The organism is Streptomyces sp. NPDC058665 (genome assembly GCF_042714995.1).
Classification (GTDB): domain Bacteria; phylum Actinomycetota; class Actinomycetes; order Streptomycetales; family Streptomycetaceae; genus Streptomyces.
In genome coordinates, this window is sequence record NZ_JBHXRX010000012.1 from 12,402 (window position 1) to 29,778 (window position 17,377).

General features: G+C 69.4%; 18 protein-coding genes. 5 read left to right on the plus strand and 13 right to left on the minus strand.

All coding sequences use genetic code 11. The features are described 5' to 3' along the window. Positions 1-6 precede the first annotated feature (6 nt). The 5 genes from ACFWV8_RS10020 to ACFWV8_RS10040 form a co-directional block, all read right to left on the minus strand. Positions 7-837 (minus strand): hypothetical protein, encoded by an 831-nt coding sequence (locus ACFWV8_RS10020; protein ID WP_384199402.1) that lies wholly within the window; start codon positions 835-837, stop codon positions 7-9. After that, positions 834-2,225, minus strand: a complete 1,392-nt coding sequence (locus tag ACFWV8_RS10025; protein WP_384199404.1) for an AI-2E family transporter — start codon at positions 2,223-2,225, stop codon at positions 834-836. Before ACFWV8_RS10025 ends, ACFWV8_RS10020 begins: the two co-directional genes overlap by 4 nt. 132 nt (positions 2,226-2,357) lie before the next feature. Next, positions 2,358-3,059: a transglycosylase SLT domain-containing protein gene (locus ACFWV8_RS10030; protein ID WP_384199406.1), complete on the minus strand. Its 702-nt coding sequence runs from the start codon at positions 3,057-3,059 to the stop codon at positions 2,358-2,360. 390 nt (positions 3,060-3,449) lie between these two features. Then, entirely contained in the window at positions 3,450-4,766 is a 1,317-nt protein-coding gene (locus ACFWV8_RS10035) for a PhoH family protein (protein WP_329382315.1), read from the minus strand. Between the two features lie 412 nt (positions 4,767-5,178). Then, the gene (locus ACFWV8_RS10040; protein ID WP_384199408.1) at positions 5,179-5,943 is read right to left on the minus strand and encodes an isoprenyl transferase; all 765 of its coding nucleotides are present in this window, start codon (positions 5,941-5,943) and stop codon (positions 5,179-5,181) included. 187 nt (positions 5,944-6,130) lie between these two features. On the opposite strand from ACFWV8_RS10040, the gene mgrA reads away from it, so the two are divergent. After that, positions 6,131-7,168: an L-glyceraldehyde 3-phosphate reductase gene (mgrA, locus tag ACFWV8_RS10045; RefSeq protein WP_384199410.1), complete on the plus strand. Its 1,038-nt coding sequence runs from the start codon at positions 6,131-6,133 to the stop codon at positions 7,166-7,168. A 259-nt stretch (positions 7,169-7,427) separates the two neighbouring features. Here the strand turns inward: mgrA and ACFWV8_RS10050 are convergent, their stop codons facing one another. Continuing rightward, positions 7,428-7,817, minus strand: coding sequence for a winged helix-turn-helix transcriptional regulator (locus ACFWV8_RS10050; protein WP_384199412.1), 390 nt, complete (start codon positions 7,815-7,817; stop codon positions 7,428-7,430). Positions 7,818-7,944: 127 nt separating this feature from the next. Here ACFWV8_RS10050 and ACFWV8_RS10055 point away from each other — a divergent pair, with 127 nt between their 5' ends. Continuing rightward, complete coding sequence (locus tag ACFWV8_RS10055; RefSeq protein WP_384199414.1) at positions 7,945-9,141, plus strand: winged helix DNA-binding domain-containing protein; 1,197 nt, start codon at positions 7,945-7,947, stop codon at positions 9,139-9,141. A 19-nt stretch (positions 9,142-9,160) separates the two neighbouring features. On the opposite strand, the gene ACFWV8_RS10060 is transcribed toward ACFWV8_RS10055, so the two are convergent. Both ACFWV8_RS10060 and ACFWV8_RS10065 read right to left on the minus strand, forming a co-directional pair. Beyond that, complete coding sequence (locus ACFWV8_RS10060; RefSeq protein ID WP_384199416.1) at positions 9,161-9,958, minus strand: class I SAM-dependent methyltransferase; 798 nt, start codon at positions 9,956-9,958, stop codon at positions 9,161-9,163. 22 nt (positions 9,959-9,980) lie between these two features. Next, a complete protein-coding gene (locus ACFWV8_RS10065) occupies positions 9,981-10,907 on the minus strand; it encodes a prepilin peptidase (protein WP_384199419.1) in 927 nt (308 codons plus the stop codon). A gap of 286 nt (positions 10,908-11,193) precedes the next feature. Between ACFWV8_RS10065 and ACFWV8_RS10070 the strand changes: the two genes are divergently transcribed. Then, positions 11,194-11,565, plus strand: coding sequence for a DUF192 domain-containing protein (locus tag ACFWV8_RS10070; protein ID WP_384199421.1), 372 nt, complete (start codon positions 11,194-11,196; stop codon positions 11,563-11,565). Between the two features lie 24 nt (positions 11,566-11,589). Here ACFWV8_RS10070 and ACFWV8_RS10075 read toward each other — a convergent pair whose 3' ends face one another. The 4 genes from ACFWV8_RS10075 to ACFWV8_RS10090 form a co-directional block, all read right to left on the minus strand. Next, positions 11,590-12,399 carry a hypothetical protein gene (locus ACFWV8_RS10075; protein WP_384199423.1) on the minus strand — a complete coding sequence of 270 codons (810 nt, stop codon included), beginning with the start codon at positions 12,397-12,399 and terminating at the stop codon, positions 11,590-11,592. A 64-nt stretch (positions 12,400-12,463) separates the two neighbouring features. Beyond that, positions 12,464-12,865, minus strand: a complete 402-nt coding sequence (locus ACFWV8_RS10080; protein ID WP_384199425.1) for a hypothetical protein — start codon at positions 12,863-12,865, stop codon at positions 12,464-12,466. Next, complete coding sequence (locus ACFWV8_RS10085; protein WP_384199427.1) at positions 12,865-14,295, minus strand: polymorphic toxin-type HINT domain-containing protein; 1,431 nt, start codon at positions 14,293-14,295, stop codon at positions 12,865-12,867. Before ACFWV8_RS10085 ends, ACFWV8_RS10080 begins: the two co-directional genes overlap by 1 nt. 488 nt (positions 14,296-14,783) lie before the next feature. After that, positions 14,784-15,017, minus strand: coding sequence for a hypothetical protein (locus ACFWV8_RS10090; protein ID WP_189110170.1), 234 nt, complete (start codon positions 15,015-15,017; stop codon positions 14,784-14,786). Positions 15,018-15,298: 281 nt separating this feature from the next. On the opposite strand from ACFWV8_RS10090, the gene ACFWV8_RS10095 reads away from it, so the two are divergent. Further along, entirely contained in the window at positions 15,299-15,862 is a 564-nt protein-coding gene (locus ACFWV8_RS10095; RefSeq protein WP_384199429.1) for a dihydrofolate reductase family protein, read from the plus strand. Between the two features lie 20 nt (positions 15,863-15,882). Here the strand turns inward: ACFWV8_RS10095 and ACFWV8_RS10100 are convergent, their stop codons facing one another. Beyond that, the gene (locus ACFWV8_RS10100; RefSeq protein ID WP_384199431.1) at positions 15,883-16,515 is read right to left on the minus strand and encodes a DUF2461 family protein; all 633 of its coding nucleotides are present in this window, start codon (positions 16,513-16,515) and stop codon (positions 15,883-15,885) included. Between the two features lie 442 nt (positions 16,516-16,957). Between ACFWV8_RS10100 and ACFWV8_RS10105 the strand changes: the two genes are divergently transcribed. Next, positions 16,958-17,374: a hypothetical protein gene (locus ACFWV8_RS10105; protein ID WP_384199433.1), complete on the plus strand. Its 417-nt coding sequence runs from the start codon at positions 16,958-16,960 to the stop codon at positions 17,372-17,374. Positions 17,375-17,377 lie beyond the last annotated feature (3 nt).

Genomic DNA, 17,377 nt, shown 5'->3' on the forward strand with positions numbered 1-17,377 from the left:
GTCCCGTCAGTCCTTCTTGAGCTGTTCCATCAGCGCCAGCATGTCCTCGACCATGGCCGGTTCCAGCCCGCCCAGATGGAGGACCTGCTGCTGGTCGAGATCGAAGTCGGAGTCCCGCCGGTTCCGGTCGTAGTCGACGACCTGGCCGACGGAGAGCGAGAGTACGGCCTGTCCGTCGAGCACTTCGAGCACCGGGTTGTCGCCCCCGGCCTGACTCACCAGATAGGCCCGCTCCCCCACTTCGGGGACCAGCTTCAGGGTCTGTTCCCCCGAACCCTGGTCGGCCGGGTGGATCAGGGACGCGTCGAACTGCGGCCCCGGATCGGTCTTCTTGTGCAGCGTGTACGTGATCTCGGCGTACGCGCGCACGATCGGCCCCTCACGGTGCTTCTCTCCGACCGACGCCTTCGGTACGAGGCTGACCGTGCAGACGGACTGGTCGAGCGCCTTGTCCTCGCCCACCGCGGCGAACGGGTCCCGCTTCTCGCCGATGGTGGCGGACAGCGCCGACAGGTCGGCGTCGAGGCAGAGGTTGCGGCTGACGCCGTAGCCCTGGAGGTCCGGTGCGACCCTGTTGTACGCCCACAGGCCGCCCGCCCACACCGCGGAGCTCAGCAGCACCCCGGCCAGCCCCCAGACCCACGGACGCTGCCGCAGCGGCACTCCCCGGATCAGGGGACGCCCGTCGGCGCCCATCGTCTCGGGCTCGTGCTCCGGCCCGTCGGCGCCGGCCGGGCCCGGAGCCGGGCGGAAGCCGGCGTCGCCCGGAAGCCCGGGGCGTCTTGGCGGCGGAACCGGCGCGGACGCCTCGCCTTCCAGTTCCGGTTCGGAGATCATTCCGATCCGTTCCGGGGCTCGGCGGGAGGCGTGTCGGAGACGGGCGCGTCGGGACGGGACGCGGGGGCGGCCGGAGCCGGGGCAGGGGTGACCGGGACGGGCGTCGGCGCGACAGTGAGCCCCACCGTCGCGGCGTGCGGCCCCGGGCCACCGTCGCGCGGCGAAGGCTCCCGGCTGTACGCGCGGAGGTAGCCGACGACGGTGTTCGTGACGGCGACCAGCGGCACCGCGACGACCGCCCCGCCGATACCGGCGACGAGTCCGCCCGTCGCGACGGCGAGGACGACGGCCAGCGGATGGACCCGTACCGCGCGGCCGAGGATGAAGGGCTGGAGGATATGGCCCTCGATCTGCTGGACGGCGAGAACGACGATCAGCACCATCAGCGCCGTGAACACGTCCTGGGTGACCAGCGCGACGACCACGGCGAGCGCGCCGGAGATCACCGCTCCGACGAGCGGGATGAACGCGCCGAGGAAGATGAAGACGGCCAGCGGCACCGCGAGCGGGACATCGAGGAAGTAGAGCCCGAGGCCGATGAAGACCGCGTCGATCAGCGCGACAATGAGCGTCCCCCGTACATACGCCGTCAGCGTGCGCCAGGCGCGCGGCCCGGCACCGGCCAGACCCGGACGGGCCTGAGCGGGGAAGAGCTTGAGCGACCACTCCCAGATCCGCCGGCCGTCGTAGAGCAGGAACAGCGTGGAGAACACGGCGAGCAGGATCCCCGTCAGCAGCTCGACCACGACGGTCACGCCCTGGATGCCCGCGGAGGTGATCTCCTCGGTGTTGGTGCCGATCGCGTCGCTGAGGCTCTTCGCGAGGTCGTTGATCTGCTGCTCGGTCACATGGAACGGGCTGTTGAGGAGCCAGCGTTTGAGCTCGTCGATGCCGTCGGTGACACGGTCGGAGAGCACGTCGATGTTCTCGACGACCTGCCACACCACGAACCAGCCTGTGAGGCCCATGATGACGAACCCGGCGAAGGCGGTCACCGCGGTGGCCACACCACGCGGCAGGCCCCACTTCTTGAGCCTGGCGACCGTGGGCTGGAGAAGCGCGGTGACGAGCAGCGCGCCGACGAACGCCATCACCACGAGCTGTACGGCGCCGATGATCTTCATCAACACCCAGAGCATGGCGGCCAGTACGAGCAGCCGCCAGGCGGCCTCGGCGGCGACCCGCATCCCCCACGGAATGGCCGCCGCGGGCTCCGGTTTGGCCTGGGCGCCAGGAATGTGGTCCGGCGGGACCGGAACGGTCTCCGGTCCGCGTCCGCCCCCCGGCACGTCGTCCGCCGTAGCCTCCGTACGGCGTTCCCCCAACCGCTCTCCCAGCTGGGTCAGTTCGGCTCCGACCCGGCCGAGCCACCCCGGCAGTTTCGACATGCTGAATCCTTCTTCCCCGGAGTCGTACCGGTCTGACGGTACACGCGCAAAGCCCCTCACCGTAGGACGGAGAGGGGCTTCACAAGGTTGAGCGTCGACGGCCTGAATACCGACGGGAAAGAACGGGTCGGGCTAGTACCAGTTGTTGGCCTGCCAGAACGACCAGGCGCCGCACGGGCTGCCGTAGCGGTCGTTCATGTAGTTCAGGCCCCACTTGATCTGGGTGGCCGGGTTGGTCTGCCAGTCGGCGCCCGCGGAGGCCATCTTGGAGCCGGGCAGCGCCTGGACGAGACCGTAGGCGCCCGACGAGGGGTTGGACGCCTGGTAGTTCCAGGTGGACTCGTGGTCCACGATGTTGCTGAAGCACTGGTACTGGTCGCCAGGGATCATCTGGCGGGCCATCGCCTGGACTTCGGCGACGGAGTACGAGCTCTGGACCACGAAGTCGGAGGAGTCACGCGTCTCCGAACGGCTGGCGCGCTCGGCCTCCTTCTCCTTGGCCTCGCGCTCCTGCTCGACCTTCTCCTCGGCGGCCTGCTTCTTCGCCTCGGCGTCCTTGGCGGCCTGGATACGAGCCGATTCCTCGGCGGACTTCTTCGCTGCCACGTCGGCGGCGTTCGCCTGCGCGTCGGCCTGCTGCGCCAGTGACACAGTCTGGACCTGGGCGTGCTGGCCCGCGGGGATGTCTGCGAGGAGCGTCGTGTCAGCTGCGGTCGCCTCGAAATTGTCGTCCGAGGCCTGGGGAGCGCCCGAAGCCACTCCCACGACTGCGCCGACGGTGGTGACCGCTGTAGCTGATGCCACGGCGAATCCCCGGACCGAGATCCGGCTCACACGGTTTCCTTCCAGCAGCGTCCGTGTACGTGACCTCACGGATGCAATCGTGCCCCTGGCACTGGTCTCCGTACCGCACGTCACGGGAGACACGGGCCCGTCGGCAACTTCCATGGCGGAAGCGCCGGATGAAGCGCGGGCGGCATACGACGTCAAGTGTTGAGTTGTGTGGTGCGGCATCCCTGAAGATGCGGGTGTGTCGTATGCGGGGCCTGACGGAAGCAAGACTCTGCCGGACCCGGACGCCGCAAGGCAATTCTTCGTTGCGTGGGATAGCTCACACCCCGTTTGCCACACGGGTTTCACGGAAATGGCCGCGCGGCAGAGCGCCGCCCGGCTAGGCTCTTGGGCCTTTCCGGGCGGCGCCAACTGCCGCATTCAGGCGGAGAACTAACCTTCTTCCAGCATTTCGGTCACGAGCGCGGCGATCGGCGAGCGCTCGGAGCGGTTGAGGGTGACATGCGCGAAGAGCGGGTGCCCCTTGAGCTTCTCGACGACCGCGACCACGCCGTCGTACCTGCCCACACGCAAGTTGTCGCGCTGCGCCACGTCATGGGTCAGCACCACGCGGGAGTCGGCCCCGATCCGGGAGAGAACCGTCAGCAGGACGTTCCGCTCCAGCGACTGGGCCTCGTCCACGATGACGAACGCGTCGTGCAGCGACCGTCCGCGGATGTGCGTCAGCGGCAGCACTTCGAGCATGCCGCGGCCCAGCACCTCCTCGATCACCTCACGGCCGGCGACGGCCGACAGCGTGTCGAAGACCGCCTGCGCCCAAGGGCTCATCTTCTCGGCCTCGGTGCCCGGCAGATAGCCGAGCTCCTGCCCGCCCACCGCGTACAGCGGCCGGAAGACCATCACCTTCTTGTGCTGACGGCGCTCCAGGACCGCCTCCAGGCCCGCGCACAGCGCCAGGGCCGACTTGCCGGTGCCCGCACGGCCGCCCATCGAGATGATGCCGATGTCCGGGTCGAGGAGCAGGTCGAGCGCGATGCGCTGCTCGGCGCTGCGGCCGTGGATCCCGAAGGCCTCCCGGTCGCCGCGGACGAGCTTCACATTGCCCTCGGGCGTGATCCGGCCGAGCGCCTTGCCGCGGTCGGACTGGAGGACCAGTCCGGTGTGCACCGGCAGGTCGCTCAGCTCCGGCACGTACAGCGTCTCCTCGGTGAAGAGGAGATCGACCTGCTCGGCCGAGAGCGCCATCTCGCTCATTCCGGTCCAGCCGGAGTCGGTGATGGCCAGCTCCGCGCGGTACTCCTCGGCGAGAAGTCCGACCGACGATGCCTTGATGCGCAGCGGCAGGTCCTTGGAGACGACGGTGACGTCGTACCCCTCGGCCTGGAGATTGCGCGCCACCGCGAGAATCCGCGAGTCGTTGTCCCCCAGTCTGAAGCCGGCGGGAAGGACGCCGGGATCGGAGTGGTTGAGCTCGACGCGCAGCGTGCCTCCCAGGTCGCCCAGCGGGATGGGGGCGTCGAGGCGGCCGTACCGGATGCGGAAGTCGTCGAGCAGGCGCAGGGCCTGCCGGGCGAAGTACCCCAGCTCCGGATGGTGCCTCTTGGCCTCCAGCTCCGTGATCACCACGATCGGCAGCACGACTTCGTGCTCGTCGAAGCGGGACATGGCGTTGGGATCGGCCAGCAGGACGCTGGTGTCGAGAACATAGGTGCGCCTGTCGGGCATGCGGCGCTTTGTGCTTGTCACCACGGAAGGACGTACCCCCTCGGACGAGGTCGGGATGCGACGGCGTCACGGGCTGTGGTCGCCCGCCTGACGGCGGACGACGGACCGGACTCGGGCCCATGTGCGCGGGCCGAGGACCGGCCCTCCACGGCGCCCGTACGCGTCACCGTACGATCGTCCTGGTGCAAAGGGCCTCCCGGGCGGACGGCTGGGCCGACCGCTGAGATTCGACGCCCGCCGTCATCGCTGACGGTTCTGCTCGGACGCCGACCTGTGGAGAGGTATTCCCTCGAACACCCGCGGCCATGCCACGGCGTATGACGACCACCGTGTGAACCTGGGATGACGGAACGTACGTCCAGCGGCGAACGAGCGTTCGGTGTGGCGTACGGGGAGATTCCGGGGAGGGGTATCGGAGGGCTTGCGGGACCGGGCCTCAGACTCCGTAGCGGCGGTGTCGCGCGGCGTAGTCACGCAGGGCGCGGAGGAAGTCGACCTTGCGGAAAGCCGGCCAGAAGACTTCGCAGAAGTAGTACTCCGAATGGGCGCTCTGCCACAGCATGAAGCCGGAGAGACGCTGTTCGCCGCTGGTCCTGATCACCAGGTCGGGATCGGGCTGGCCACGGGTGTAGAGGTGCGAGGCGATCAGGTCCGTGTCGACGATCTCCGCGAGCTCCTCGAAGGAGGTGCCCTTGTCGGCGTGGTCCAGCAGGAGGGAGCGGACGGCGTCGGCGATCTCCTGCCGCCCGCCGTAGCCGACGGCGACATTGACCAGTATTCCGGCGTTGCCGTCGGTGGCCTGCTCGGCCTCTTTGAGGACGGTCTGCGTACGGGAGGGAAGCAGGTCCAGGGTGCCGACGTGGTGGACCCGCCAGCGGCCGTCGGCCGCGAGGTCGCGAACGGCGTTCTCGATGATGCCGAGGAGGGGGATCAGCTCCTCGTCGGGGCGGTCGAGGTTGTCCGTGGAGAGCAGCCACAGGGTGACCACCTCGACGTCCGTCTCGACGCACCAGCCGAGCAGTTCCTGGATCTTGCTGGCGCCGGCCATATGGCCCTGCTCGCTCGTGCCGCCGGAGGCTTTCGCCCAGCGGCGGTTCCCGTCGAGGACGACACCGATGTGCTTGGGAAGCACCTGGGTGTGATCGAGGCGCCTTTCCACCCGGCGCGCGTAGAGCCCGTACACCAGGTCGCGCAAGTTCACCGATTCCACCTCTCGATTTCTGCCGGGGACCGCCCGTCAGGCGGCCCGCGGGGCGGCACGTCCACCGCGGGGAGGGCCGTCCGCGAAAAGAGGGGAGCGCCCCTGGCACCCGAAGCCGTCACAGTACTGCGCGGGCGGCACGACGGCCCAACCCGGTCTGTCACAAGTCCGTGATAGGCAAGGACTCGTGACTGAATTCCCCACTTACCTCGCAGCCGACGACCGTTACGGCTCCATGGAGTACCGGCGCAGCGGACGCAGCGGCCTCAAGCTCCCCGCGCTCTCCCTGGGCCTCTGGCACAACTTCGGTGACGACCGGACCATCGACTCGCAGCGCGCGATCCTGCGCCGCGCCTTCGATCTCGGTATCACGCACTTCGATCTGGCGAACAACTACGGCCCCCCGCCCGGGTCCGCCGAGGAGAACTTCGGCAAGATCTTCGCTCAGGACTTCTCGGCCTATCGCGACGAATTGATCATTTCGACCAAGGCCGGATATCTGATGCATCCCGGCCCGTACGGCGAGTGGGGTTCCCGTAAATATCTGACGTCGTCACTCGATGCCTCTCTCAAGCGGATGGGCGTCGACTACGTCGACATCTTCTACTCGCACCGCTTCGACCCGCACACCCCCCTTGAGGAGACCATGGGCGCGCTGGCGTCCGCGGTACGGCAGGGCAAGGCGCTGTACGTGGGTGTGTCGTCGTACACGGCGGAGCAGACCGCCGGAGCGGCGCGGCTGCTGAAGGAGATGGGCGTTCCCGCGCTCATCCACCAGCCCTCCTACTCGATGATCAACCGCTGGACCGAGGACGACGGCCTGCTCGACACGCTGGAGTCGGCCGGCATGGGCTGCATCTCCTTCGTACCGCTGGCGCAGGGCCTGCTCACCAACAAGTACCTCCAGGGGATTCCCGAGGGGTCACGGGCCACGCAGGGCAAGTCCCTCGACCCGGGCCTGCTCTCGGACGAGGTCGTGCGCAGGCTCAACGGGCTCAACGAGATCGCGCGGCGGCGCGGTCAGTCGCTGGCGCAGCTGGCGATCAACTGGGTGCTCCGTGACGAGCGGATGACGTCGGCCCTGATCGGCGCGTCGAGCACCAAGCAGCTGGAGGAGAACGTCGCGGCGCTCGAAGGGGCCACGCTGACGGCGGAGGAGCTGAAGGAGATCGACGGCTTCGCGGTGGACACGGAGGGCACCAACATCTGGGCCGGACGGAGCTAACGCGCCACCGTCAGGAACTTGACGGAGTGTGGACATGAAAAAACGGGCCGGTCCGTGGGGGGGATACGGACCGGCCCGAGGGGGGGTTTCCACCATAACCCTTTGTAAGTAGTGCTGGGTGCCACGCACGCCGGTCGCTACGCTGCGGAGTTGCCGGTTTGGTGCGTCCGGCATGTAAAAGGCCCTGGACAGCGGGGCCGGGCGGGCTTCCGGGGGTTTTCGATTGGCGTGAAGTCGCCACCCGTTGGGAGTACGCGGTTCAGAGCGAGGCGGCCTTCGCGGGGACCTTCGCGGCGGCCTTCGCCTTGTTCGCGATGATGACGTCCATGTTCTCGCGTCCCCACCCGCCCAGTGGGATCAGCGCCGTGTTCAGCGCCCGGCCCAGCTCCGTGAGGGAGTACTCGACGCGCGGCGGGACCTCCCGGTAGACCTCGCGCTTCACGATCGAGTCGGCCTCCAGCTCGCGCAGTTGCTGGATGAGCACCTTCTCGCTGACCCCTTCGACATGGCGCCTCAGCTCGCCGAAGCGCAGGACGCCCCCGTCGTTCAACGCCCAGAGGATCAGCGGCTTCCACTTCCCGCCGACGACGGCGACCGCCGCGTCGAGACCGCAGACGAAGGGGTTCCCGGGCCGTCGTGTCACTGCCAACTCCTCGCCGGATGCTTCTACTTACCTTTGTGGCAGTACTCCGCCACAGGAAAGCCTACGAGGGCTCTTCGCGATGGCGCCTTCATGCGGACGGAATCTGTCCTGTATGGCTCCTAGGGTCGGCCGTATGACGACGAAGAAGACCGAGTCCGTGCCGGAGTCCGGGTCCGTGTCCGTGAGCTGGGCCACCGCCAACGCCCGGCGGCTGGCCCGGCAGGGGCTCGCCGCGCCCTCGGGCGGCGGCCCCGCCGCCGTCACCGGCGCCATGGTCGGCGCCCACGCGCAGGTGCTGTCCGCGGCCGAACTGTCCGTCGCGCTGCGGCTGGACGGCGGCGAGACACGCGAGGCCGTGCGCGGCGCGCTGTGGACCGACGGCAGTCTGGTCAAGACGTTCGGGCCGCGCGGCACCGTACATCTGCTGCCGTCGGCCGAGCTGCCGCTGTGGACCGGGGCGCTCTCCGCGCTGCCCACGGGCAACCCCATGCCCGCAGGAGTGCGGATGAGCGAGGCCGAGACGGACCAGGTCGTCGCCGCCATCGCCGACGCGCTGGCGGACGACGACCTCACCGTCGACGAGCTGACCGACGAGATCGTGGGGCGCACCGGGCCCTGGGCCGGGGACCTGGTCATGGACGCGTTCCAGACGAAGTGGCCGCGCTGGCGGCAGATGACGCACACGGCGGCGCACCGCGGCGCGCTCTGCTTCGGGCCGAACCGTGGGCGGAAGGTCACATACACCAATCCCCACCGGCTGCTGCCCGGATTCGTCCCGCTGGCGGGGCCGAAGGCGCTCGCCGGGCTCGTGGAGCGCTATCTGTACGCGTACGGGCCCGCCTCCCCACAGCACTTCGCCAAGTGGCTCACCACGCCGGTGAAGTGGGCCAGGGAACTGTTCGACACGCTCGCGGCCGAGGGCCGCACCGAGCGGGTCTCCTACGAGGGCGGGCCCGCCTGGGTGGTGGCGGGCGACACGGACTTCCCGGCCGGGCCGGTGGCTCGCGGTCTGCGGCTCCTCCCCTACTTCGACGCCTTCACCATCGCCTCCCAGCCGCGCGAACGGCTCTTCCCCGGCACGGCGTACGAGCGGGCGCTCGGGGGCGGGCAGGCCGGGAACTACCCCGTGGTGCTGATCGACGGGGTCGTCGCCGGGGTGTGGCACCAGCGCCGCTCAGGGAAGTGGCTGGACGTCACGGTGGAACCGCTGCGCCCGCTGACGGCCGCGCGGCGCGCGGAGCTCGATGAGCAGGTGAAACGGACGGGCCGGATCCTTCAGGGCACGCCGCGCCTCACGATCGGGACGGTGGCGGTCGGGCCGCACGCCTAGGCCGTGACCGGGGGCTCCGTCAGGCGGGCTTGACCGCCTCGATCAGGAAGCGTGTCGTGGTGGCCACGAAGGGGCCCTCCGTCTCGATACGGCGGTGCAGGGCGGCGAGTTGATCGCGGTAACGGTCGACGGTGAAACCGGGCACCATCCAGATCACCTTGCGCAGAAAGTAGACGACGGCGCCGATGTCGTGGAACTCGGTGCGCAGCGCCGCCGTCCGCAGATCCACCACGTCGAGCCCGGCGGCCTCGGCCGCCGCCCTGGCCCGTTCGGGGTCGCGCGCCGTGCGGCCGTCGGGCTGCGGCCCCAGGAAGTACTCGACCAGTTCGAAGACGCTGGCCGGGCCGACCTCCTGGGAGAAGTACGTGCCGCCGGGCCGCAGGACGCGGGTGATCTCCGTCCACCACGCCTTCACCGGGTGCCGGCTGACGACGAGGTCGAACGCCGCGTCCGCGAAGGGCAGCGGCGGCTCGTCCTGGTCACTGACGACGACCGCACCGCGCGGGTGCAGCAGCGCGGTGGCGCGGGCCACGTTCGGCGGCCAGCCCTCGGTGGCCACGGTCAGCGGCGGCAACGCCGGTACGGAGGCGAGGACTTCACCGCCGCCGGTCTGGATGTCGAGGGCGGCGGTGGCGCGCGCCATCCGCTCGGCCATGGCACGGGCGTAGCCCCACGGGGGCCGTTCCTCCGTCGCCCGCCCGTCGAGCCACGAGAAGTCCCAGCCGTCGACGGAGACGGCGCCGGCCTCGGCGATCAGGTCATCGAAGGAAGACATGCGGGGATGCTCCCAGGGGCGCTGTGCGGACCGCGAACGCATTTCGCCCGGGTCCGGGGCCGGCTCAGACCGCGAGGGCGCCGAGCACCAGGCCGAGCAGCGCCCCGGTGATCATGAACGGTCCGAAGGGGATCGCGGACTTACGGTTCGCCCGGCGCAGGAGCATCAGCCCGAGCCCGTACAGCGACCCGAACAGGAATCCCGCGAAGGCACCGACGAACAGCACCGCCCAGCCGTACCAGCCGAGCACGACACCCAGCGAGAGCGCGAGCTTGACGTCGCCGAAGCCCATGCCGTTCGGGTTGATCAGGAAAAGGACGAAGTAGCAGGCGCCGAGGGCGAGTCCGCCCAGGAGCGCGGTCGGCCAGGAGCCGCCGTCCGCCGGGAGGAGCGCGGCGATCCCGAGCAGCACGGCGGCGGCCAGCGCGAGCGGCAGCGTCAACTGGTCGGGGAGGCGGTGCACGTTGCGGTCGACGAGCGCGAGCAGTACGGCGAAGGGTGCGAGCAGCAGCCAGACGGCGAGTTCGGGGCGGGGCCCGGTGGCGGCGGCGAGGGCGCCGCAGACGAGGGCGGTGATGACGGTGACGTAGAGGGAGGGGACGTAGCGCGCGCCGCGCAGGACGGGTGCCGGGGCGGTGCTGGTCTCCGCGTCGTCGGTGCCGGTCTCCGGGGACGCCTCACCCGGCGCGGGGGCGGACTCGTCCGTGCGGGGAAGCGCGGCCTCGCCGGCCTCCGCACGCCCCGGGGACGCGGCGGCCCCTGAGTCCGTACGCCCGCCCGCTGCCGTGACCACACCGCCCGCCGCCACGCAGGTCGCACAACCGGCCCTGCCGAGCCAGCCCTTGGCGGGCCCGATGATCGGGTGCCCCGCCTCGCAGCTGTCGCGGTACGCCTCATCGGGCTCGACGGAGAGCCGGTACGCGGCGCGCGGAAGGAGCAGCCCGGCGGCTGCGCCCCAGAGGACAGCGACAACGATCAGCATGGCGTGCACATGGTCGACCTTAGAGCGAACCGCGTGGCGGGTCATAGGTCCTGGGGGTGTCTTTCCGGTCAGGCCGGATCAGGGAGCGGGATCTGGTGCGTGCGATCGCAAGGCGGAGGAGGGAGACATGGCGGAGCCATGGCGACCGACGACAACGCGGCGAGCGTGCGTGCCAGATCCCGCGAGCCCGGCAAGATCGGAAAGACACCCCCTATGACCCATATCCGCCATGAGGAGGCCGGGAATTGGGCTCCGCGGCCGGATCGCGGGGCGTTGGGTCGTATGGTCTAGCGCCATGGGGAAATGGCAGAACGGCAAGGGCAGTCTGACGATCGAGGGCCGGGACGAGCCGGTCGCGCTGGAGATCGCCGCCTCGTACAACGCGCGGCGGCGCGGGCTGCTGGGGCGGACCGGGCTCGACGGCGCGCTGCTGATCACGCCGTGCAGCAGCGTGCACACGTTCCGGATGGGCTTCACGATCGATGTGGCCTATCTGGACAAGGAGTTGAAGGTCGTCCACGTCCACACGGTGAAGCCCGGCCGGATGCCGCTGCCCCGGCTGCGGGCCCGGCATGTGCTGGAGGCCGAGGCCGGGGCGATGGAGCGGTGGGGCCTGCGTCCGGGCGTGCGGCTGAGCGTGCACGCCCAGAGCCTGTCCGGCGCCTGATCCCCAAGGCCCCTCGCCGGCGGGCTACTTGAGCTTCACCGCCTGGGTCGCGAGCAGGATCGACGGTATCTCCGGGGTCGTGGTGCCCTCGAAGTTCGCGGTGTAGAAGGTCGCGACCGTGCCGCCCACGCGTACGACCTGGAACACCATCGGCACCGGATCGCCCTCGAACTCGCCCGTCACCTGGTACGCGAGGGTGTCGTCGCCCGCCTTGGGGACGTCGAGCCGCTTCACCGCCGCGTACGTCGACGTGCTGCCCGCGCCGGTTCCCTTGAAGCCGTCCTCGCAGTTCTTGACCGCCTCGCTGAGCCGGTTGAAGAGAGTGGTGGCGCCCTGTGTCCCGTGGGTGGCGAGGAATTCGGAGATGGCGGGCCGGCCGGTCTTCGCGCCGACGAGCTGACGGTAGATGACCGCCGACGGCTCGGGCTCGGGCTTGCCGTTGATCATCGCGGTGAGCGGTGCGCAGTCCGGCTTGTCGGCGCTCTCGCCCTGCTCCGGCGGCCCGTCCATCGGGCCGGACTTGAACGTCGGCACATCGCCGGTGGCCAGCACGGCGGCGTCCAGCTCGGCCTTGGTCAGCTCCTTGCCGCCACCCGCGCCGACGCCCTTCACCTCCGGGTTGACGGTCTTCGGCTGGTCCTCCAGGGCCGGCGGCTCCGAGACCTGCCCGGGGTCCTTCGGGTCCCTCGCCTCCGCCGTGCCACTGGCGGAGGCGTCCGGCTTCTTCCCGTCGGCGTCGTCGCCGCCGCAGGCAGCGGTGACCCCCAGCACGAGCGCGGCCAGTGCGGCGACCGTGCCGGTCCGCCGTGCCGTACCTGCGGTGCGCGTCCTCATCTGTTTCCCATCTCGCTCTCTACCGGCTTCACCGGCTCCGCCGGCCTGCTCCGACCGCTGACGCTCACTCGTTTCCCGCGTCGCTCGGGGTCCCGCCGTAGTAGGGCCTGACCGTCTTTCCGAGCTTCCGCTGGATGGACCGGAGCGACTTGATCGTCGTCTCGTCACTGCGCCCGGTGGTCGTCGGCCATTCGAAGCCCGTGCCGACCAGGTCGCTGACGAACACGATCTCGACGGCCAGCAGAATCCGCGCCCAGTCGACCGGGGCGAGCGGCACGTCGTCGGCGAGCGCGCGCCGCAGCCGGGAACACTGGTCGAGCAGATCGCGCTCGCTCTCGAACCCCATGCCGACGGCGAGTTGATCGCCGCACCGGGCGGGCCCGCCCCACTCCAGGAGGGCCCGCCGCAGCAGCGCGGTCTCGTCGTCGGCGAGCAGGGCGCTCGCCGCCACGTCGCTTCCCGCCATCAGCTGAGTTCCTCCCAGTAGTCGTCCAGCGTCGTCGGGTCCCGGCGGAAGATGGTTCCACCGTCCGGATGCGTCGGGTCATGAATCACGATCGTCGTACCGTCCTTGCCGAGGTACGCCTTCCGGCCGCTGCCGAGGGGCTTGGTCCGCGAGGGATTCTTCATGACGTCGGTGGCGAGCTTGCCGAGATCCTCCGCCGAGACACCCGGGAAGTCCTTCGCGTGCTTGTTGTCCGCATGCCCCTTGGCGATGTCGCCCGCGTCTTCGAGCCGCTCCTCGTCGGTGCACCAGTCGTTGTTGTGCACCAGGACCGGTGTGTCGCCGGTGACGACATAGTACGTGTGGATGCCGTTGATGGTGAGGTCGTGCGTGGTCTGCCGCTTGGTGTAGCGGTCGACGGCCGTGACCTGCACCGACGTACCCGCGGGCGTACGGAGGTCGTCCCCGGGCACGATGTCCCCGGCGTCCGCCCAGCGACCCCGGTCCGTCAGCCAGAAGGGGTGCGTATCGGTCGCCGTCAGAACCTCGGTGCCGGAGTCCGTGAGGACCGTGAGGCGCGTGAAGTCCTTGTCGTCGTACGTGGTGATGGTGCGTTCGACGGCGCGGGCCCGCGTCCGACCGCTCTCCGGGTCGGTGGCGACGACGCGCATGCCGGCCCGGACCTTGTCGATCGCCATCCGGCGGCCGTCGGCGAGCAACACGGGAGTGCCGGGCAGGAAGCTGTGCTTGACGGCACACGACTCCGGCTTGTCCTCCGGCTTGTCGCCGTCGGGTTTGTCCTTCTTCTCCTGGTCGAGTTTCTTCTTCGCGTCGGCGAGTCTGTCCTCGGCGTCGTCGACACGTTTGCGGTTCTTGATCAGGCCCTTGAGACCGTCGTACAGATCCCCGCCGTGCTTCTTGAGCTTCTTGACCAGCTCGACGGCCTTCTTCCACTTCCATGGAGCGCCGTACTTCGCGGCCAGCTTGCCCACCGCACCGCCGACGATGCTGAGCAGCACGTTGATCAGGGTTTCCGTGCAGGCGCCCATGTCGCCCTTGGTGATGCAGTCCAGAGCGTCCGTGATGCCCAGTTCGTCGGCGAGGATCTTCGCGAGTTCCTTCGCGGCTTCCTTCGCCTTGTCGCTGTCGCTCTTCTCCGCCGCCTGCGCGTCCTGGAGTTCCTTCAGCGCGGCGTCGTAGTCGAGCTCCGCCTGCGACTTGTCACCGTTGCCGTCGCCGCCGCCGGAATCGGAGGCGGGGTCGTCCGTGCCGCCGGGCGGGACGTCGTCACCGCCCTCGTCGTCCTCCGCGACCGTGTCGCTGCCGCCACCGCAGTTTCCCCCGCCGGTGATCTTGCAGACCTGTGTGCTGATCCCCTCGGCCAGCGCCGGCCCGACCCCCGTACCGACCAGCGCCCCCACGATCGCCGCCACGACGACGATCAGGCCCACGTACTCGATCGCTCCCTGTCCGCGCTGTGAAGCCCCGCGCAGAGCGCCCAGCAGCCGGACGTCGGTACGCGGCAGGGACTGCCGCGCCCGACGTCGGACATGACGAATCCGACGTACTACCCCCGATGGCAACATACACACGACGCTACGGCGCCAACTCGGGCCGGGTCATGGGCCCGAGGGCCCAATAACGGGCTCAGTTCCGGGGCAACCGGGCACCCCGGCGCCCGAACCGGGCAGCGGACGTGAGCGGTGGACGGGCAGTCCGGCGGACGGGCAGGCCGGGCGCGGGCAGGCCGGGCGCGGGCAGGCCGGCGCGCGGACAGGGCACTGCCCCGGCCGCCTGGCGTACAGGCGGACGGGGCAGAGGTGGGGGGTCATCGGGGGTCTGCCGTACAGACCCCTGTCACGGAAGCGAGAAGGGCAGGTCCGGCACCATCCTGGCGGGAATGAATGCGGCCTGCCCTGCTCGCTGCGAGTCCGGTGGATCAGCCGCCGAGGATCTCGCCGACCTTGTCCGACAGACCGCCGGCGATCTCGTCCGCGACACCGGAGCCGACGATCGCGGCGATGATCAGCGCGACGAGGACGATGACGCCGACGTACTCGACCGCGCCCTGGCCCTTGTCGCTGCGGCGCTTCATGGCGGCGACGGCGGTGTTCGCCCAGGTGCCGACGTAGAGCTTGGCGTTGGTGGCGGCCTTCAGCGTGACGTTCGACATGAGATTTTCCCCCTGTGTGTAGGCCGGCCGACGACCGGCCGACTCGTACGAGTCTTTGGTGTCTCCCGCGCTTCCGGCTTCCTCCTGGCCGGTCTCGCTGGCGACATGAGAAACATACGGCGGCACGCTCCTACGGGCATGGGCCCCAAGGCCCAACCCCGGGCCCAACCGTCGAATTGGGCCCGGGGGACAGAGAACCGGCTCGGCGGATCGCGCACCGATGAGTTTCCCGCGCCGCGTCGGTCTGTACGCGTGAGACCGATTCACGGAAGGCTGGCGCCATGCGGAAACTGATCTACGGCATGAACGTGTCCCTGGACGGCTACATCGCCGCGCCCGGCGACGACATCGGCTGGAGCGTGCCGAGCGACGAGCTGTTCCAGTTCTGGTCCGACCAGTTGCGGGCGACCGAGCTGACGCTGTACGGGTGCAAGCTGTGGCAGACGATGAGCTCCTACTGGCCGACCGGCGACCAGCAGCCGGGCGCCTCCCCGGCGGAGATCGAGTTCGCGCGCCGCTGGCGGGACATGTCGAAGGTGGTGTTCTCCTCGACGATCGACAAGGTCGACTGGAACACCCGCCTGGTCACCGGCGACGCGGTCGCCGAGATCACCCGGCTCAAGGCCGAGGACGGCGGCCCGATGGACATCGGCGGCGCGACGCTCGCCGGGGCGGCCATGCGGGCCGGGCTGATCGACGAGTACGTGCTGGCCACCGCGCCGGTGCTGGTGGGCGGCGGCACGCCGTTCTTCGCCGCGCTGGACAGCTGGGTGAACCTGAACCTGGTGGAGACGCGGACGCTTCAAGGCGGCGTGATCCTGAACAGGTACGAGACGAGGCGTTGAGCGCAGGTCCGGGAGCGCTGTCAGGCGGTGCGCTTCACGTGGCGGACCAGCCACATGAGCAGGGCGTCCAGGTCGGCGGCGGCCGAGAGAACCCGGCCGACCGCCTCGGGGGTGTGCAGCCACTCCTCGCAGCCGAGGGAACGCGCGGCGATCAGCGAACGGTGGCGCAGCAGGTTCGTACGGGAGTGGTCTGCCGGATAGCCGCGCGGGGGGCGTTTCATCACGTCCCCGGAGATGTCGTAGCCCTTCTTCCGCACGTCCTCGACGATGGCGGACAGTTCGCGGCCGCTCCCCTCGGCGGCCACGGCTCTGCGGAACATGTCCACCTGGCCGGGATCGGGGTACCACCAGGCGCCCTGGATCCGCAGGCCGTCCAGGGAGAACCGGAGACCGATCTCGATCTTGCGCCCGAGCCGGATCACCGCGCCCTGGTGCTGCCACCACCAGGAGTCGGTGCGGTAGTGCCAGACGGAGAAGTCCTCGTACCGGGGGTCGGTGTCCGCAACCTCGTTGAGAAGGGCGATCATCGGCTGCCGGACCAGGCGTTCACGGTCCGCGCGACAGCGCTCGCGGGTCGCGTGGGCCGGTTCGCCCTGGAGCTGCCACAACACATCCATGGCCTGCTCCGGCCAGCCGGTGAACTGTCCACGCATGCGCGGATGCTAGCTCACCCATTGATCGCACGCGGAGAGTTGCTGCGGCACTGGAGTTGGTGGCCGCGGAACGTTCGCCACTGTTCTCGTCACCGACCAGGTGACGCTCCGGCCTGCGAGTCTCACGGCGGCGGCACAAGTGCCGCCGCCGTGCGGTTCTCGCCGAGATTACGCAGCGAGGTCTGAGACCCTACAAACCTGTAGGATCTCGCGCTCTGTGTCACAACGCGTCGCGCTGACCATCGGCTTCCCAGCCTGTCTCAGTTCTTGTCCACGTGCTTGAGTCTCAGTCTCGTGGCATTTCTTCGGGCCGGTTTCCGCGATCAACTGTTCTGCGCTCACGCACAGCCTTGCTCGCGTCATGCGGTTGACGATGCGAGTCCTGACTGCCACATCCGAGGATCTCCGGGAGGAGCCGCTCCTCCGCCAGTAGTCTGATGCGATGGTCGACGTGGGGGTAGGCGAGCTGCGGCGAAGCCGCGAGCGGCTCGCGAAACAGGGAGAGGCCGCCGAGCAAGCGGGGGATGGGGCGAGCAGCGGGTTGCTGCTCTTCTATGCTGCCGAGTGCGGGTTGAAGGCCGAGGTGCTGCGCTGGATTCTGCAGCGCGAGGATACTTCTGGCCTACCCAGTGACCTGCGATCGCACAATCTGCGCCGCTTGGCCAAGGCACTGAATCTTCAGGACCCCACCCCCGGGCAAGACCCATTGCGCTGCCGTCGGCACAAGGACAGCACTTGGATCGAGAGCCATCAGCTGCACGAGGCTTGGCGCTATGGTGCAGAACTACGCGCAGATGATCAGAAAGCTGCGCTGGAAGCATTGAAAGCACTGGTGAAGGACGCCAGGAAAGGATCTTGAGCG